This window comes from Carboxylicivirga sp., from assembly GCF_982718395.1.
Genome location: NZ_CEXQWX010000037.1, coordinates 1 through 18325 on the forward strand (window position 1 = coordinate 1; position 18325 = coordinate 18325).

The following is an 18325-nucleotide window of genomic DNA, read 5'->3' on the forward strand; positions in this document are numbered from 1 at the left end:
TTGATTCCTGAAATGACTTTAGTTATAAGGGTCATAGAGATGAATCCATTCAGTAATATCATGATTATGGATGAACTCGATCCATGGGTCTTTTTCCCATTGTGTGTAAACAGCAACAATTTTGATACTATGTTGCTTATATGCATTCCAAACCTCATTGTTCAATTTTGGGATCTCTTTTTCACAATGCCCACATTCAGGTTCCCAAAATGCTAATATGGTTATATCAGCTTGAATCTCGCTTAGTTTGTGAAACTCATCGGTGTATGATTGCATTTTAAAGTCTGGTGCAGTATTACCTAATAAATTCGGTTTAATTTTAACAACACGCTCTTCTAAGTTTTTTAAAAACTCTTCATCAGTCCAATCTGCGTGACCACTTAAGTAGTAGGTTTCTGCCAAATTTACTAAAACAGCATCCATGCCCATTATTTTGCTTTCATTAGCCCGGTTAAAAAGGTGTTGAATTAGGTATTTTTCCATTTCATAATTACCATTGGCCATTGCTATAATACGGTGCGATTCCTTTATAATTGTATCTGGTACTTGCAATAATACACTTTCAAAGTATTTATCAAGTTTATTAGTAAAAAATGGAGTTCTTAATAGTCGTGGATCATCCATTTTGTAGTTCTCAAAGTAATGTGCTTTATAATAATCGTAGCGCATTCGTTGGATGGCAGAGTCAGGATTAGAACAGTTTACCGGTGCGGTCATCTCAGGAACTTCCACTTCTTGTGTTGCCATGAGAAAGGTGCCTAAAAAGCTTTCCTGATGTTTGTTAACAATGTTGGTGTATTTGTTTTTTACATCAACCGATAGTTTCTTAATATCTTCCTGAAGGGCTTTTTTTGTCTTTTCATCGGTACTTGCCTTAAGTTGTTCCTGTATAGGTGCGGCTTCTTTTTGCTTGTCAACAAGGTACTTTTGATAATTCAGAAAATCTGCACTTTCTTCGTTCCCTTGAATTTTCATATCATGTAGCAAATTATCCTTTGAAGTAGTAACAGTGAAGTCCTGATCAGTACCAATTAAAAGGTCAAAATAGGTTTTATCTTCAAGGTAGACTATATATAAACCTTCATCTAATTTTTCATTTCCTTCAAAAACGTAATTACCACTTGGTGAAATGTAAGTGGTATCCTTCACCAGCATTTTTTTATTAAAATAATAGCCAAGTATTAAAGTGGAGTCGCTGTAATTATCAATTTTTACATTGATTTTATAGCCTTGAGAAAATGAGTTAATTGTTAGAAGACTTATAGCAATTAATATCAGAAGGGTTTTCATTGTTTTCAATAATTGATTTCAATTAGTTTTTTGCAAAATACTTATAATTCTTTTTGCATTAATCTTATTATTATAGAATTGTTCTAATACAACTTGACGATCATTTGCATTTTGCTTTGTAAAAGTCTTAGTCATTAATTGGTTGATTGTATTAATCCACATTCTGTCATTGTTTGCTATATAAACAAGTTGATTGAGATTAGTATTGTCAACCATTAAACTATTACAAATAACGTGCCTGCCAAGGTATAGAGAATTTACTAATTTGAGTTTAATTCCAGTTGATTGAAATGTGTGTAATAGTATGATTTGTGAGCCTTTAATAAGTTGAATCATTTCATTTTGCGACGGATTAGATACAAGCATTATGTGCTGGTGATGCTCACAAAGTTTAATAATTGATTCATCAGGTTGACGTCCGGCAATAATTACCTTGTGGTCAATTTTGTTTAGAACATTATTAATAAGATATTTAATAGATTTGATGTTTTCTTCAACCTGCAGATTGCCATGTAATAAAATATATTCTCCCAGGCCAGCATCGCAATTAATGTATTCATGTTCGTGAAATGGAGAAATTAGAACAGAATTTTTGTTTATTTTCTCAAATAATGCCAAATCATTTGGTGAGATGCACAGAACACCTTTTGCTTTTTTTAGCTTATTTTCATAGTTTCTTAATTTTAAGAACTCAGTCCAATAGTAGAATTTCTTATGGTAGGAATTGCTAGCCTTCATAAGAGCCCAGTAGTAATCTTGTTCTACGTTATGAGTTCGTATATAAATACGGTTATTATCAACGTATTTATAAATTGAGAATCCATGAACTCCTTCAATCAGGATTTTGTTGTTGTCTTTGTTTAATTCATCTACTAACTTTTTATTTACTCGTGATTTTACAATGAATGGTGTTAGTGAAAGAGTGTCAATAATTTTTAACCTTCTGTCGTAATAACTTACTTTATAACAGTATTTTTTAAGTTCTTCTGTTTCGTCACGATCATATTTATAACAATGTAGATGAATCTGAACGCCAAGTTTGTGTAGTGATTTTAATTTATAAAAAATATCAATTGCACCTCCATAATTAGGAGGCCATGGAATTGTTAGGCTAACTACGTGGATTTTCATTGTATAAACTAAATCTCCCTACAGAAAATTTTTAACCACTCATTTTCATCCTCTTCAAGAAGCGGTGATAGTAATTTATATACTTTCTGATGGTATTGATTAAGCCAATCTATTTCAACCTGGTTGAGCATTGACACATTAACTGCTCTTAAATCAATAGGGCAAAGTGTCAAGGTCTCGAATTTCATAAATGAACCAAACTCAGTTTCCTGATCTTTGATTGTTAGTATGAGGTTCTCAAGGCGTATACCGTGTTTATCTGGCTTATATATACCGGGTTCGTTTGAAGATATCATACCTTCTAAAATCTCAACTCCGTTATCTTGGGGGCGTATACTTTGCGGTCCTTCGTGTACACAAAGGAAATGCCCAATTCCATGCCCCGTACCATGACCATAATTAATGCCATGTTGCCACATTGCCTGTCGCGCCAAAATATCCAGATGAACGCCTCTTGTTCCAACAGGGAATACTGCCATATCCAGACCAATATTTCCTTTTAATACCAATGTGAAATCTGTTTTCTCTTCTTCTGTTAGAGGACCAAGAGCAATCGTTCTGGTAATATCAGTAGTACTTTCAGAGTACTGTCCTCCAGAATCTATCAGATACAACCCTTTAGGTTCCAGTTTTGAGGCAGTTTCTTCTTTAACAGCATAATGAACAATGGCTCCGTTTCCTGCATAACCACTAATTGTATTAAATGAATCACCATGGTAGTTTTCTTGCTCGGCTCTGAAACTACTTAATTTTCGAGCTGCTGAATATTCGGTAATTTCCTCATTTTTAATTGATTTGTCTAACCAATAAAGAAACTTAACCATAGCAACTCCATCTTTCACCATGGCTTTTCTGAAGTTCTCAATTTCAGTTCTGTTTTTTTGTGCTTTAAGATTGGTTATAATGCTAATCTTTTCAACCTTAGTGCTTTGTTGTGGAATAAAGCTATATACGATGCTGTTAGTACGCGCTGGGTCAATTAAAACAGTTGATAACGGAGGAATATCTTTGATGAAGTTATAAAAATCGTCATAGATAAAGATCTTAACATCTTCTTTAGATAATTGTCGGCCTATATTTGATGTAAGTTTATGAGGGTCGATAAATAAATTAACCTGGTTTTGTGAGATTACCAGATACGCATGGAAAACCGGATTAAACTTTACATCTTTCCCTCTGAAATTAAGCAACCATGCTACTTCATCAAGAGTAGTTACAATATAATGTGTTGCACCATCCTGTTTCATTTTTTCACGAATAATGCTAATCTTCTCAGTTCGTGAAAGTCCACAGTATTCTGTTCCTAGCTCAAAAATACCATCGTCAGGAATTATTGGGCGACCCTCCCAGATATCATCTTCAATAAATAACTTAGAATCTAACCTGATATCAGCTTTTTTAAGGCTTTTTGCAAGTTGTCGATATTCATTCACAGTCATGGTTTTGCCATTGACTCCAACAACTGCTCCGGGATTTAACACTTCAGATAACCATTCTTTATAATCAGGAACATTCACTTCGCCCTGTTTAAACAGATCAATGCCTGAATCAATTAGTTGCTGCTCTGCTTGTAAAAAGTACCTTGAGTCCGTCCACAAACCTGCTTCTTCGTTGGTTACAACAATAGTTCCGGCAGAGCCCGAGAATCCTGAAATCCACTCCCTGAATTTCCAGTGTGAGGCAGGGTATTCACTTAGATGAGGATCTGCACTTGTGATAATACAAGCATCTACTCCTAAGGTAGCCATATGGCTTCTTAGCTTAAATAAACGATCAGGCGTTGACATATATTAGTTAGTTTTTATTGTGATGGATGCGTCTTTATTGAACAAGATCAGGTTAGCCTGGGGATTGATATTATTACCAATAGAACCAGAAAAATTCACTTTTTCATCTTCTCTTATTAATGTTAATTGATCGGAAGAGGGGTGAATAAAATTACCCCTGGTAACTTCACCATTTATCTGATAGGAAGTTTCGCGAGGCATGTTTAGTGATGTATTCACATAATTGTTAGAGATGGTTATATCCTTAATTGTTTCAGATGCACTTATCATCAACTGACCCCTTTCTAATTCGCAGAATAAGTGCGAATTAACATTATTGATCTTTCCAATGAATTGTGAGCCTTTAATTTCAATGCTGTCTGAGTTTGTTATCGTTAGGCGATCAGTGAACGTTTCGATATTAACTGATTGTATATCGACAATACTAGCCATGCAATATTGGGTTTTACCAGATAGGTGTTCGCCCTTATTAAAATTCAAGGTGCAATTTGATAAGTTAATTTTAGCCTTTCCAAACGAGCTAACTTCACCTTCAACAAATGATAAGTCAAATTTGTGTTCTTTGTTAATAGCCAGATTCTTTAGCTCTAATTGTCCATATTTATGAGCTAATTTTACCATACCTTGAATACTATCGACTTTTAAGTTTCCAATTGAGTTGTCGATATTTAAGTTAAGTCTGGATGGGATTTTGATAGTATAATTAATACTAAACGGGTAATTAGAGAAGAAATCCTCAGAAAATTCGGTTTTGAAACTAAGTGTGTTAGAGTAAGTTCGATTATCGAATGAAATTAAATCGAAAACTTCTTCTGCAAAAGTTTCGCTCCTGGTTTCAACTCTGGTAATAATTTCAATTTCAATGGATTCCTTATTCCATGATGAAATATTGACATATCCATGTTGATTTATAATTTTCAAGTCTTTGATCTTTTGAGCGTCAAATTGGTATTTAATGGTTTGACTACGACCAGTTTCGGTTAAAGAACTGCTCATTGTTTCAAAATTGACCTGCGCTTTAGTTATTAGGTTAAAGGTTATAAAGAGAATACTAAAAGTATATATTAATTTATTTTTCATGTTACAGTTTTACATTTAATCCAGAACGTTTCATTCTACATTTAAGCTTCAATTATGTAACCATTGAGCCTAAAAAATGCAGTGGCTAAAATACACAAAATAGGCTTGCTTTGAAAATATGAGAAATCGGATTGTATTTTAATAGATAAAATCAGGTATTTACGGATGATTTATTCTTTTATCTTTGCGGCTTATTTTAATCATTACTTATGAAGACAATCAATTTATTTAAAAGAAACAACTATTGTTTTAAATATTGGAATGGAGCAAGTTATGCTGTTTTTAATAGTATAAAGCAAACTGTAAGAATAGGCACACTAGCCGCAATCTATTTAAGTGTTTTTGGATATCAACAGACATTTGCTCAGGTTGATACTGCATCAGTCAACAAAAAAATCAACCTTGAAGAAGTCGAGGTGTCGGCGCGCAGGACAACTTCAGTCTATTCAGAGGTAGGGCGTGTTCTGCACGTGATTCAACGAAAGGAAATAGAGGAGCTGCCGGTTTATAGTGTTCAGGATTTATTAAAATATGCTTTGAATGTTGATGTTCGCCAGCGCGGACCATTAGGCATACAGGCAGATGTGAGTATACGTGGAGGTTCCTTTGATCAGGTAATGATCTTGTTTAATGGAGTTAATGTTACTGATCCGCAAACAGGACATTTGAGCTTAAATCTGCCGGTTGATATACAAAGTATCGAACGGGTAGAGATTCTGGAAGGGCCAGGAGCACGTGTTTATGGACCTGGGGCATTTAGCGGAGCAATCAACTTTGTTACCGGAACAAAAACTAAAGATAACCTCACTGTAAATTTATTGGGTGGTCAGCATGGATTGTATAATGTCTCTGCTAATGCAACAGTTAAGACTGGCATATTGAAGAATTATATTGCGGCTAATAAAGCTTCAAGTGATGGCTACATTGACAATACCGACTTTAAAAATCATAGTATCTTTTACCAGGGAAATTTAGACTTTGGACAGGAGAAGCTTAATTTTCAGATTGGGCATAACAATAAGGCCTTTGGAGCCAATGCTTTTTATACACCAAAATACCCTAATCAATTTGAGCAGAATAAAACTACTTTTGCCTCCGTTAAACTGACTTCTGGTGATAGAGTAAAAATATCACCAGCTGTATATTGGCGCCGTCACCAGGATCGCTTTGAGTTATTTCGAGATAATCCGGCATCGTGGTATACATCTCATAATTATCATTTGACCGATGTATTTGGTGGAAACTTTAATGCCGTTATTCCTTGGGCTATTGGTAAAACATCGTTGGGAGGAGAAGTACGTAGCGAGAATGTGTGGAGTAATGTTCTTGGTTTTGAAATGGATCAACCAATTGATGTGCCTGGTGAAGACACTCAATTTACCAAATCATACCAGCGAACCAATGTTTCTACCTTTCTGGAACATGTATATTCTAATAATCGTTTTTCAATGTCGGCAGGCGTGTTGATGAATTACAATACGAGTTTAGATTTTGGAGTTGATTTTTTTCCAGGAATTGATGTGAGTTATTGGGCTACAAATGAGATAAAGATATTTGCCAGTGCCAATAAAACTCTTCGTATGCCAACTTTTACAGATTTGTTTTACGACGGACCTAGCAATATTGGAAATCCGAATTTGAAGCCTGAAGAAGCCATTACTTATGAAATGGGTTTGAAAGTAGTAAATAATTGGTTCAGGGGGCAAACAAGCGTTTATTACCGATTGGGTGAAAACTTGATCGATTGGGGACGACTACCTGGTGATGTTGAATATTCAACACGTAATTTATCCGATGTTGAATCAGTGGGTTTTCAGGCGCAAGGTCTGTTTAATTTAGTTGAATTAATTGGACAAACGCCCTTGCAGAACCTTGAATTGGGATATGCGCACATTAGCCAGGACAAAACCATGCCTGGTGGCTACGAATCTGCATATGTTGAAGATTACTTGAAGCACAAACTAAATATCAGCTTATACATAAAGTTATATAGCAAATTAGGTTTGTCAATTAATACCATATACCAGGATAGGGAAGGAGAATATATTGCTTTTGTTGATGGTTCGTATGAAGAGGTGCCAACCGAATATGCACCTTTCTGGCTAACTGATTTACGTTTACAATGGACGGCCAATAAATACAAAGTGTTTGTTGATGCTACCAATGTATTTGATAAAGATTATTACGATCTGGGTAATGTTATTCAACCAGGAAGATGGATTAAGGCAGGTGTTCAGCTAAGTATGGATTGGTAGTAAGCCATTATAAAAGCTCAAAAGAATGTGTGAAAGAGTGTTGTAGCTCGCCCATGATGCATTCCTGCTGCAGTAGAGGGGCATAGTTGGCTGTCCAAATGCTTTTCTGCTGCTGTAGAAATGTTTTCTGCCCGTCCGTAATGGCCTCCTTCCGTAAAATATGAGCCTTGTGGGTGTCTGGCATCAATGTCTGCCGCTCTGCAGGTATCTTGCGGGTGCCACACAAGGATGCTGAGAGCACTACAGGTGTCTCGTGACAGGCACAATGGCTGTCTGCCATAATAGAAGGGGGGAATAGCTGCCTGAAATGAGCCTGTACTGCAGCACCAATCGATCGTGGCTGGCACAACGTAGTTGTACTGCAGCAGGAGCCGATCGTGCGCACCCAAAGACACCTGTATCATAGCCGGAAGCGATAATGGGAGCCTCAACAGGTCCATAACTCCGGCAGGATACGATTGGGGCAAGCCCAACAGACTTGCACTGTGATAGAAATTGTTGCAGACTGCCTGATATATTGTTTTTTGCTACAAACGTTTAATAATCATTTCACAATTTCTGCAGTCAAATTCAAGATGGTAACTGTCTTTGTTATTAAATAAGGTCAACGGCAGAAGTTTCCTTGCTTCCGGGTGCTCCTTTAAACATTGATTATTCATATATAACAGGCAGTGTTTGGTGCGCATCAGTTCAGCGCCTTTAATGTTTGAGTGCTTTTCGAAACCCCAGTCAGCTTTTGTTATTCCATGGCGTTTGTAAAACAATCGAGCCTTTTCGTTGATGATGTTGGCCGTATAGTTTAATTCAGTTTTAGATAAAGGTTTATCATTAGGAGTGAGCTTTCTTTCTTTTGCTTTAAAATGCTCCAGTCTGTTCTGCACATGATGATCTACAAGTTTTCTACGTAACGCATTTAAATCCTTTGCCTGGAAAAACCAATCCTGATTTAATTCAATAAGTATATTCTCAGGATGAAAGGATGTTGCACCCAGTTTACCCAACTGTTTTTGTATCTGCGATAAAGCACGTTCAGGATTATTAGCCGGAATAGGAGACAAACTCTCGGTTATGGTTGTTACAATTTGATCTTCATCCGTCATCGATAATTGAAAACCATCATTCAGTTCCTTTAATCGAATGTCAATCTTTATTTTACGGACTGTGCTATTATTATTGACCTGATCTGCAAATTGCTTGTCAAAATTCCGATAAAGCTGCATTCCCGTTTTAAGTTCTTTCAATTGGTTCGGATAAATCTTTTGGCCCTCAACCTTATTGACTTTTAATCCAGAGAGAGTATTACCTTTAGTGAAAAAGGATAAGCCATCGCCATTAGCAATGGTCGTGTTTGTATCAATTGTAAAATAATCTTTTGACAACTTTTTTATCTTTCCAATTGGTTCGCCAATGTTTTTTGGTGAATTAATTGACCAGATGCCTTTTATCCTGCCATTCACAAAGTAATTTGTAAATCCCCTGTTAAAACTTTTGCTGGCTTGAGGGCTGAAGCCATTAACACAATAACCAGACGATGCTTTTTGAATGTCGTTTCTTTTGGCAATAATATCATCTAATAGCAAGCGATAATGTGCCGTGATGTTTGCCACATAATCCTTGTCCTTTAATCGCCCCTCAATTTTGAAGGAAGAAGTACCTGCATCAATGAGGTTTTCAAGATGAGATGACAGGTTCAGATCTTTTAAAGACAAAAGGTGCTTGTTCTTGTAGATAATATCTCCGTTACCATCTTTCAGATTGTATTTTAAGCGGCAAGGTTGGGCACATTCGCCACGGTTAGCACTACGATTGTTAATGGATGCACTCATATAACACTGTCCGCTGTAACAAACACACAATGCACCATGAATAAAATATTCCAGGGGTACGATCGTGTTATTGCGAATTTCCTTAATTTGCTCAACAGATAATTCACGTGCTAGTACAACTTGATCAAAACCAACGTCTTCAAGAAACTTTACCTTTTCGACTGTTCGGTTATCGGTCTGTGTGCTTGCGTGAATTGGAATTGGGGGTAGTTCTGTTTCCAATAGCCCCATATCCTGGATAATAACTGCATCGGCACCGATTTTATAAACATCGTGAATCAATTTGTTAGCAGCTTTTATTTCATGATCAAATAACAGGGTGTTTAAAGTAATATATACCTTAACACCAAATAAATGGGCATATTCGATAAGATGTTTAATGTCAGTTAATGCATTACCTGCATTTTTCCTTGCTCCAAAGCCGGGGCCTCCAATATAAACAGCATCGGCACCGTGATGAATGGCAGCTAATCCGCATTCTAAATCTTTTGCTGGAGAAAGTAGTTCGATTGTTTTAAATCTCTGGCTGTTCATTGATTTTTATTTAGCTTAATAATTGAGCGGATTAGCAAATTAAGTTTTAATTTATAATTTTGTTTCTCTGCCACTAATCACAATTGGAAGGCAAAAGTAGCATATTTATTTGACCCTTAATCGATGCCAGGCATAGACGTAATAGTTGTTTTTGTTGTAATTGCTTTTATCCTTTTATCCCTTTATCGCGAATGGATGGGGGCTGCATTTACATTTTTTGTAGCGGTGATGGTGCTTGGTATTTTTAAAATACTAACACCTGCTGAAATATTAGAAGGATTTGCCAATGAGCAAATTGCAGTGATAATTATGTTGCTGTTATTGGGGGATGCTATCCGGCAAACATCGGTTATTGAAATTTTCTTTGCGCGCATTTTTCCAGCTTCATCATCTTATAAAGGCTTTTTGGCCCGAATGATGATTTGGGTAGGTGGTTTTTCTGCTTTTTTGAATAATACCCCATTGGTTGCAGTAATGATGCCCTATGTACACCAGTGGAGCAGGCGAAACAATATTTCCTCATCAAAGTTGCTGATTCCATTGTCATATGCAGCAATTCTAGGGGGGTGTGTTACTTTAATTGGTACATCAACAAACTTGATTGTAAGTGGTATGGTGGTTGATCAGGACATTATACCCAATATGACTCCGCTGGAAATGTTTGATTTTGTGTGGGTTGGTTTGCCAATGCTTGTACTTGGTTTTCTGTACCTGTATTTCTTTAGTTTTAGACTGTTACCAAGCCGCGCTACAGCATTGGAAGACTTTAAAGGTTCAGATCGTAGATACCTGGTGGAAGCAGAGATACGAAGTAATTCGGGATTGATTGGTAAAGTTGTAAAAGATGTTGATTTCAAAGGTAACTATGGTCTGTTGGTTGTAGAAATTTGCAGAGGAAAAGAAATTATTCAGATAAGAGAAGGAAATTTTGTTTTAAGGGAGGGCGATGTTTTGCGCTTTGCAGGCGATAATACAAATATTGCCGGATTGTTATCAAATAACACCGACTTAACGGTCCCGTCTGTTGGTATGATGTCGAAGCTTAAACGTTCGCAAATTGTTGAGATTGTCATATCACATAATAGCACACTTATTACTAAGCAAGTAAAAGACATTTATTTCAGGGGAAATTATGATTCTGCATTATTGGCTATTCACCGAAATGGCGAAAGAATCAAGGGGGGGATCGATGACGTCAAGCTTAAGGCAGGTGATGTCTTATTGTTGTTAGCAGGCGATAATTTCACAAGTAGCATTGAAAATGAAATAGACTTCTATGTTATCTCGAGAGTGAAGGAATTAAGAAAGCCTGAAAAGTATAAAATATGGGTCCTATTTGGCGGTACACTTTTAGCCATATTTCTTGCAGCTGTTAAGTTGGTACCTTTGTTTTTAGGTTTGCTTATTGTTTTGGCAATGATTAACATTCTGAAAGTTGTATCGTCAAAAGATTTGCCTAAAAGTATTGACTATAATTTAGGGGTGATTATCGCCTTATCGATAGCATTGGGTACAGCAATGATAAAGACAGGTGTTGCAGATATGATTGCCAATTCAGTGATCCGTGTATTCTTGCCTTTTGGTCGAGTGTCATTATTGGTAGGGATATATCTAATTACATCGGTTTTGGCAGCTTATATTACCAATAAAGCAGCGGTAGCAATCATGTTTCCTATTGCAATTACAGCTGCTAAAAACTTACCTCTTGATCCAATGCCGTTTGTTTTGACAGTTTCTTTTGCCGCAGCAGCTAATTTCATAACACCGATTGGCTACCAAACAAATCTGATGGTTTATGGACCAGGTGGTTATAACTTCAAGGATTTCTTTAAAATTGGCTTTCCTCTGACTGTAATGTATATGATCATTACGATCACAGTATTGAGTTATATGTATTTCTAATAGCGGGAAAGACAATACACTCTACCCAATGATATATTGAGGGGGGGTATATCTTATTTAAGGAGCAATTAGAGGAATTTGTTCGATGTGCATATTGTTGCAGTAGGAGATTATATAGCAGCGGATGTACCAAATATTCTTCAAATGATTGACTTCTTATGGAATGAACTAATTTTCTGCGGAGCACATGAAACGCTCCGCAGAATTAGTGAAGGTTTAAATCAATAATGTCCCAATAATTTAGCGACCTTATCAACTTGTTTGCTCTTGTTTGGGTCAATTGGTTTATTGTTACTTTTTGCTTTCAGCATCTCTTTACGCAGTTCAATAAATGCTGCAGATATCTCCGAAATGTTTTGTTGGCTTTTTACCAATTTGAGTTCCATTTCTTTTAATTGTGCAGATTGTGTATCAAGTTGCTTTTGTATTTCTACTCGCTTAAGTCCGCTGGCACTAGCTTTTTCTTGCGATGCCTTAAGTTCGTCCTGAAGTAGTTTGTTACGTTTCTTTGCCAGTTGTAATGAATAGTTAAGGCTTGCTGTATCTCTTTTAAGAACATTAACGGCTTTAATGGTCTTTTCCAATTCTTCGTTAGCGTGATATGAGTCAGCTTCTTTAGCTTTGAATTGACCAATCGTTTCCTCCAATTTATTGTTTAGCGTTTCACTTTCGTCCTTCAGCTTGGTAACCATAATCATCAAGTCAGAAATTTCATCCGTCTTTAATGCATTGCTCTTACCAAAATCCTGCTTCATACTTTCGTAGTCTGCTATGGCTTGATCGAGGTTAGATTTCAATTCTTTACTTTCTGTAATTTGTTTATCAAGTTTTGTCTCGAGTCTTTCATTTTTCAGTAATGCTGCATCATACTTTTTTTTAGCAACTACACAGCTGCTTAGCGAAAGGGCAACTGCTGCCAATACAAATAATACTCGTGTCATATTATGGAGTTTTAATGATGTTACTTAATTAGTTTACTAATGTGAGCTTAAATATAGAGGAAAAGTAAGGAAAATTACCTTTTACCTCTTAAGGTTTTTACCTCACCGTTGATTTCGTGTTGTTGTGGAGTCTTCTTATTATTCATTATATGAGAAGATTAGTATGGTATTGGTTGAATGATTTTGCATTTGAAATTGGCATTTAGACAATATGGCCAAGAAAAAATAGTATATTGACAGCTAATTGAAAATGGACGAATTGCTATTTATTAGGATTAAAAAGAATTTAAATATGAGACATTTCACTTGCTTGGTGTTTGCTTTTTTAGTGAGCTGTACTGTTGCATTCGCGCAGAATATTACTTTGAAAGGGCGTATTGTTGATGCTGAGACTAACCAACCGGTTGAATTTGCGAATATCGGTGTAGTTGGAACTTATATGGGAACAGCATCTGATTTTGATGGAAATTATATTTTGGAGATAGGTGAGAGTTTTTCAAATTATAAAGTGCAAATTTCGGCTGTTGGCTATAAGGTCAAGGAGTTTACCGTTGATGAGTTATATGTTCTAAGTGGGGAACCAATTAAGTTATTCTCACAAACATATGGGCTCAAGCAGGTGGATGTAAAGGCAGATTCGAAACGTTTATACGGTATAATTAAAACAGCATCGAATATTATCCCGGATTCCTATAAAAAGAACTATGCTGCCAAGGTATATTTTAGCCAGAACATGGACAGTAAAAAGATTGAAGCAGTTATTAATTTTTCTGATGTTAAAGGCTATGGCAATCGATCGTTGGTTTCTGCATTTGAAAGTAGAAACTTTGAATTAAACGAAGTACGTTCCAATTTCAAAGTGTCACCATTAAAAAGTGGACTAATTCATGCTGATGGAATTTTATCATACGATATTGTCAGACAGCGTGGTAATGTGTTAGATATTGAGTTCGTAGATGAATACAATTTGAAGCTGCTGGAAGAAACTGTAGTTGACGGTGATTCTGTATGGGTGATTAGTTACGAGTTGAATGATACAGACCTTGCGAAAACTGGCGATGCTTATTGTAAAAAGTATGAGGGCAATATCATGATTCGACAAAAAGATTATTCAGTCGTACGAAATGAGCTGACTGTTGTATCAAATGGCTTTTTTCATGCCGGTCGTGATGTTTTTCGTGAAAATGTTGGTGAAAAAGAATACCAGACGACAGTTGTTAGTTATTACAGGCAAACCAGTGATAAGAAGTATGCTCTGAGTAAGATTATATATAAAGGTACCGGGGATGATACAAAGCTGAATATGGAATGGATTGTTTATGATTTTAAGCCTTTTAAAGAGGGAACAAGCAAGTCATTTTATGCGGCAGGAGAGTCTGATGCAGATTTCTGGAAGCGTTTTAGTTTACCATCAGAGTAAGATATTACAGCATATAAAAAAACGGGGAGTTAGCAAATGGCCAATTCCCCGTTATTGTTGATAGATAAAACTACTTTGTGTTGTGTTGGTAACATTTAATCCATTCTACATTAATGCAGGCTGTAGAATTCAAATTCTCAATCTCGTCGGTTAAATGGGAGCTAAACACGATGTACATTGGTGTATCAGGTACATGTTTAGTTTGCTCATTAACTTTTTCACCATTGATGTACCAGGTCAGTTTGCCTTTTTCCCATTCCAGCGAATAAATAAAGTAGTCATGATCAAAACGAGCACCTTTGACAGTTTTAGATATAACCTCAGGGCCATTCCCATTTAATAACTGTAGACCGGTGCTTAAAGATTTTGCGTTTTTATCCTCAAAGCGAAAAATATCAATCTGCGGAGCCATCTTTTCACCGACCAACCAAAAGGCATGTTTCACTGGATGAGCATGTTCAACCTTAACCTTAGCTTCAATTTTTCCATACAATTGTCGGTGGCTTTGCCCGGTACTAATTAGTCCTGCCGTGTATTCCAATGTTTTTGGAACAAAGCCTCGTTGAGAATCCCAAATTAAAGCTTCTGTATTTTCTTTCTTCGTTTTTAAGCAAACACCTTTTCCGGTAATTTCGATGTTATCATCTTTAAAAAATTGGTTTTCATTTTCCAGAACATAACTCTTGTTTAAAAGTGCTTTTCCCCAATAATAACTTGTAATCCATTTGTCTTTATTTAATTGGCGTGATGAAAATTCATCTTCAAAGCATAGCTTCCATTTAGTTATTTCGTTAAAGTTATTCTGCTTTTCCAGTTGTTTGAACCAAATGTAATCCGGCGATTTGAGTAAGTTTTTAAGCTCCTGTATTAAACTATATTCTTCTGATTTCTGAAATTTCTTTTTGTCTTCCATCCAACTCTTAAATTGAAGGAATTTTTCAGATGTAACCTCTTGTTCTAATTGTTGGTAGGCCTTTAACCTTTCCGATTCGTGAATATTGTTATAATTTTTGAATAGCGCTGATTTCACTTGTTTATTATACAACTTTATTTCGCCATCCTTCGAAAGTTGCCTGTATCGTTTAAACTTTTTAAAAGCTTCTGATTTTTTATAACCTTTTTGTTTTTTCTCACTTAAGAATTCACTGCTTCTGATGTATTCGCTTAATTCAATTAATTCGTTTCTCTTCTCTGAATTTTCTACTTGTTTTACTTTATCGGGCATACCTGAAGCCAAGTATTTAAAGTACCTTTTGAATTCGCCTGATTTCTTTTGTGAAAGATATTTTCTTAATTGCCTGAATTCTTGTGTATGTTTGAACCTTTCATTTTTTAGCTTATCAACCTTCTTATAAAAATCATTAGAGTTGGTAAGTATCTCAAGATCTTTAATTCGCTGTAATTCCTCTGATTGACTGTATTTTGTAAATCGATCATAATCAGACAGAAGTTGTTTTTGCCTGGCTTCAAATTTAGCTGTTGCGGGATATTTGTTCGAAGAAAATAGTGCCATTAAAATTAGTTTTGGGCGTTTAAGTGATGATGATACGGTATTTATTAAATAAGGTTTAATCGAATTCAATATTTTTTACATTTCAACAAATGTGTTCGAAAATAAACGCGTTTTTGTACGATTATGAACGCTTTAAAATTGTCTGTGTTTTTGATAATGTGCAGATATATAGAGATAAAGGATGTTTGGATCGGTTGTTGAGTGTTTAGTTGGCGTTAAGAACTAATAACGATTAGGCCAATGTTACGATTTATTACATGAAACTGTGATGTTGATTGGGGTTAAGTAAAATTAACAAAAATTAGACTTGTTTTGAAATAACTGTAAGGTAGTGTAAGGTGTTGTGATATAGTGATTAATGTTTTTGTTGTAGTTAGAGGAATCAGAAGTTACTATCAAAAATTATTGCCTTACAGAAATCATGATAACGATCATATCTCATGAAATTCAAAAATGAGTCTTTTGCAGCGAATTTGAAATCGCGGTCTAAATTTAAGCAATGAGAACTATGAACGATTTATTAAAATTAGTTAGCTTTTTTGATACTACTACTCTGGAAGAGATAGGAAGGGCTAATTTATTGAATCGGGTTGATACGAAGTACATTGTGTCACCTTCTGTTTTAGTTGAGGTGTTGTCGCAGCATATAGATGATTACAAAGTCTTAATGATTAATCAGAAGGTTAGTTTAGCATATGATACCATTTATTTTGATACTGATGATTTGGCGATGTATAAAGAGCATCATAATGGGAAAAACCATCGTTATAAAGTAAGGTATAGAAGATATGAGGAGACAGGTGATAAGTTTATCGAGGTGAAAGAAAAGGTTAAAAACAGAACCGTTAAACAGCGTTTGCGAATAGATAAATTTACTTACCCAATTGCCAAAGGTCTTGAATGTTTAGTTAGTGATTGTACACCTTATGATGCAAAAGATCTTGAGCCTAAGTTAACTACAAAATTCAACCGAATTACTTTAATCAATAAAAATACCTGTGAAAGGATTACAATTGATATGGATGTTCGGTTTAAAGATGAAAATGAAGGCTCATATTCTATTGGTAATTGTGCCATTATTGAAATTAAGAGGGATAAAGAGGATGTGTACTCTTCATTTGCTCGTTCTCTAAAACGTCAAGGAGTTTTGCCTTTGTCAATAAGCAAATATTGTCTTGGTACGATTGCACTGAATACAAAAGTGAAGTACAATCGTTTCAAGCCTCGTTTGCGAAAGGTAGAACGTCTTATGGAGCAGGAACATCGCCAACTATCTATGGTTGTTTAAGCATTATTGATAATGAAATGTAGATTGTTTTTAATATGTTTGGTATTAAGTGCATCTGTGTTTGCGAAAGAATATGAACTGGATGCCGCTACAAAACAGCGTATTAAACAAAGCGCTATCCGATTTTTCGAAACTGACGAGGTTTTAAATTTAACAGTTAGGGCTGATTTTAATTCCATACGGGCCGATCGGGATCGTACAACAAATGATTACCATACTGCTACAATTCAAATTCAGGATGACTTGGATACTTTGTTTATTCTGGTTAAGATTAAAACACGCGGTAATTTTCGCTTGAAAGTAGAAAATTGTGATTTTCCGCCATTGCGTTTTAACTTTAAAAAGCGTGATGTTATCAATACAGTTTTTGAAGGTCAGGATAAACTTAAATTGGTAACTCATTGTAGAGATACAAGTGAGGCCATGCAGAATACAATGTTAAAGGAATATCTGGTTTATCGTCTTTATAATGTTATAAGTGAGAAAAGCCTAAAAGTTCGACTTGTAAAAGTCAAGTATGTTGATGTTAACTACGGCGAACTTTTCTCTAAATATGCTTTCTTTATTGAATCAGTTGATCAAATGGCAGAGCGTTTAGGTTGTGAAGAGGTTGAAATGGCCAATCTTAAACAAGATCAACTGGTTGAGGAGAATATTATAAAGTTGGCCTTGTTTAATTATATGATTGGAAATACTGATTGGTCTGTGCCTAAATTGCATAATGTGACTTTGTTACGATCTAATCGACATGCACCACCTGTTGCTATTCCATATGATTTTGATATGTGTGAATTTGTTAATGCAAGTTACATGCACATGTATATGGGACGCGAATTGCTTGAAAACAGGTATAAGGGAAAGAAGGTTTCAAAGGAATCATTAGATTCTGCAATTCTGCATTTTCAAGAGAATCGAAAAAAGATGATTAATACAGTCCTTGGTTTTGAGTATCTGGCTTTAGAATCTAAGCAAGAATGTCTTAATTTAATCGACTCTTTTTATAAAACCATCGACGATCGGCAAGCGTCTCGAAAGGCTTTCATCGCCGAAGCATCAAAATAATTGTTCTAATCGTTTTACCTCCAGATTGTTGGTTTGGCATGGGTTTTTGCCTGCAAAAATCTGCTTATATTCTGTGAAAACATACCTAATTTTTATATTTTTGCCCAGTAAATGCGAAAATAGCTCAGTTGGTAGAGCACGACCTTGCCAAGGTCGGGGTCGCGGGTTCGAGTCCCGTTTTTCGCTCTTAAATTTCACAACTGGCCCAAGTGGTGAAATTGGTAGACACGCAAGGTTGAGGGCCTTGTGGACGATTTAGTCCGTGCTGGTTCGAGTCCAGTCTTGGGCACCCGATC

13 protein-coding genes and 2 tRNA genes are annotated in these 18325 nt (G+C 35.8%); 7 read left to right on the forward strand and 8 right to left on the reverse strand.

Annotated features, from left to right (window positions below):
- Positions 1–18: 18 nt before the first annotated feature.
- The 4 genes from AC4MRQ_RS09085 to AC4MRQ_RS09100 are packed head-to-tail and all read right to left on the reverse strand — an operon-like array spanning position 19 to position 5288.
- Positions 19–1290 carry a redoxin domain-containing protein gene (locus tag AC4MRQ_RS09085; protein WP_491197353.1) on the reverse strand — a complete coding sequence of 424 codons (1272 nt, stop codon included), beginning with the start codon at positions 1288–1290 and terminating at the stop codon, positions 19–21.
- Positions 1291–1308: 18 nt separating this feature from the next.
- The gene (locus tag AC4MRQ_RS09090) at positions 1309–2421 is read right to left on the reverse strand and encodes a hypothetical protein (RefSeq protein ID WP_491197354.1); all 1113 of its coding nucleotides are present in this window, start codon (positions 2419–2421) and stop codon (positions 1309–1311) included.
- A gap of 8 nt (positions 2422–2429) precedes the next feature.
- Positions 2430–4208: an aminopeptidase P family protein gene (locus AC4MRQ_RS09095; RefSeq protein ID WP_491197355.1), complete on the reverse strand. Its 1779-nt coding sequence runs from the start codon at positions 4206–4208 to the stop codon at positions 2430–2432.
- A 3-nt stretch (positions 4209–4211) separates the two neighbouring features.
- Entirely contained in the window at positions 4212–5288 is a 1077-nt protein-coding gene (locus AC4MRQ_RS09100) for a hypothetical protein (protein ID WP_491197356.1), read from the reverse strand.
- 209 nt (positions 5289–5497) lie between these two features.
- Between AC4MRQ_RS09100 and AC4MRQ_RS09105 the strand changes: the two genes are divergently transcribed.
- Positions 5498–7543, forward strand: coding sequence for a TonB-dependent receptor (locus tag AC4MRQ_RS09105; RefSeq protein ID WP_491197357.1), 2046 nt, complete (start codon positions 5498–5500; stop codon positions 7541–7543).
- A gap of 17 nt (positions 7544–7560) precedes the next feature.
- Here AC4MRQ_RS09105 and AC4MRQ_RS09110 read toward each other — a convergent pair whose 3' ends face one another.
- Together AC4MRQ_RS09110 and AC4MRQ_RS09115 are read right to left on the reverse strand one after the other, a co-directional pair.
- Positions 7561–7890: a hypothetical protein gene (locus AC4MRQ_RS09110; RefSeq protein ID WP_491197358.1), complete on the reverse strand. Its 330-nt coding sequence runs from the start codon at positions 7888–7890 to the stop codon at positions 7561–7563.
- 180 nt (positions 7891–8070) lie between these two features.
- The gene (locus tag AC4MRQ_RS09115) at positions 8071–9903 is read right to left on the reverse strand and encodes a peptidase U32 family protein (protein ID WP_491197359.1); all 1833 of its coding nucleotides are present in this window, start codon (positions 9901–9903) and stop codon (positions 8071–8073) included.
- A gap of 123 nt (positions 9904–10026) precedes the next feature.
- Between AC4MRQ_RS09115 and AC4MRQ_RS09120 the strand changes: the two genes are divergently transcribed.
- Entirely contained in the window at positions 10027–11805 is a 1779-nt protein-coding gene (locus tag AC4MRQ_RS09120; protein ID WP_491197360.1) for an SLC13 family permease, read from the forward strand.
- A 221-nt stretch (positions 11806–12026) separates the two neighbouring features.
- On the opposite strand, the gene AC4MRQ_RS09125 is transcribed toward AC4MRQ_RS09120, so the two are convergent.
- The gene (locus tag AC4MRQ_RS09125) at positions 12027–12746 is read right to left on the reverse strand and encodes a hypothetical protein (RefSeq protein ID WP_491197361.1); all 720 of its coding nucleotides are present in this window, start codon (positions 12744–12746) and stop codon (positions 12027–12029) included.
- 292 nt (positions 12747–13038) lie between these two features.
- On the opposite strand from AC4MRQ_RS09125, the gene AC4MRQ_RS09130 reads away from it, so the two are divergent.
- Positions 13039–14166 carry a carboxypeptidase-like regulatory domain-containing protein gene (locus AC4MRQ_RS09130; protein ID WP_491197362.1) on the forward strand — a complete coding sequence of 376 codons (1128 nt, stop codon included), beginning with the start codon at positions 13039–13041 and terminating at the stop codon, positions 14164–14166.
- A 70-nt stretch (positions 14167–14236) separates the two neighbouring features.
- Here the strand turns inward: AC4MRQ_RS09130 and AC4MRQ_RS09135 are convergent, their stop codons facing one another.
- On the reverse strand, positions 14237–15679 hold the full coding sequence (locus tag AC4MRQ_RS09135; protein WP_491197363.1) for a glycoside hydrolase family 16 protein: 1443 nt from the start codon (positions 15677–15679) through the stop codon (positions 14237–14239).
- Between the two features lie 508 nt (positions 15680–16187).
- Between AC4MRQ_RS09135 and AC4MRQ_RS09140 the strand changes: the two genes are divergently transcribed.
- From AC4MRQ_RS09140 to AC4MRQ_RS09155, 4 genes are all read left to right on the forward strand, one after another.
- Positions 16188–16967 carry a polyphosphate polymerase domain-containing protein gene (locus AC4MRQ_RS09140; RefSeq protein WP_491197364.1) on the forward strand — a complete coding sequence of 260 codons (780 nt, stop codon included), beginning with the start codon at positions 16188–16190 and terminating at the stop codon, positions 16965–16967.
- Positions 16968–16979: 12 nt separating this feature from the next.
- Positions 16980–18029: a hypothetical protein gene (locus AC4MRQ_RS09145; RefSeq protein WP_491197365.1), complete on the forward strand. Its 1050-nt coding sequence runs from the start codon at positions 16980–16982 to the stop codon at positions 18027–18029.
- A 113-nt stretch (positions 18030–18142) separates the two neighbouring features.
- Positions 18143–18215, forward strand: a tRNA-Gly gene (locus AC4MRQ_RS09150).
- Between the two features lie 17 nt (positions 18216–18232).
- Positions 18233–18318: transfer RNA gene (locus tag AC4MRQ_RS09155), tRNA-Leu, on the forward strand.
- The last annotated feature ends 7 nt before the right edge of the window (positions 18319–18325 follow it).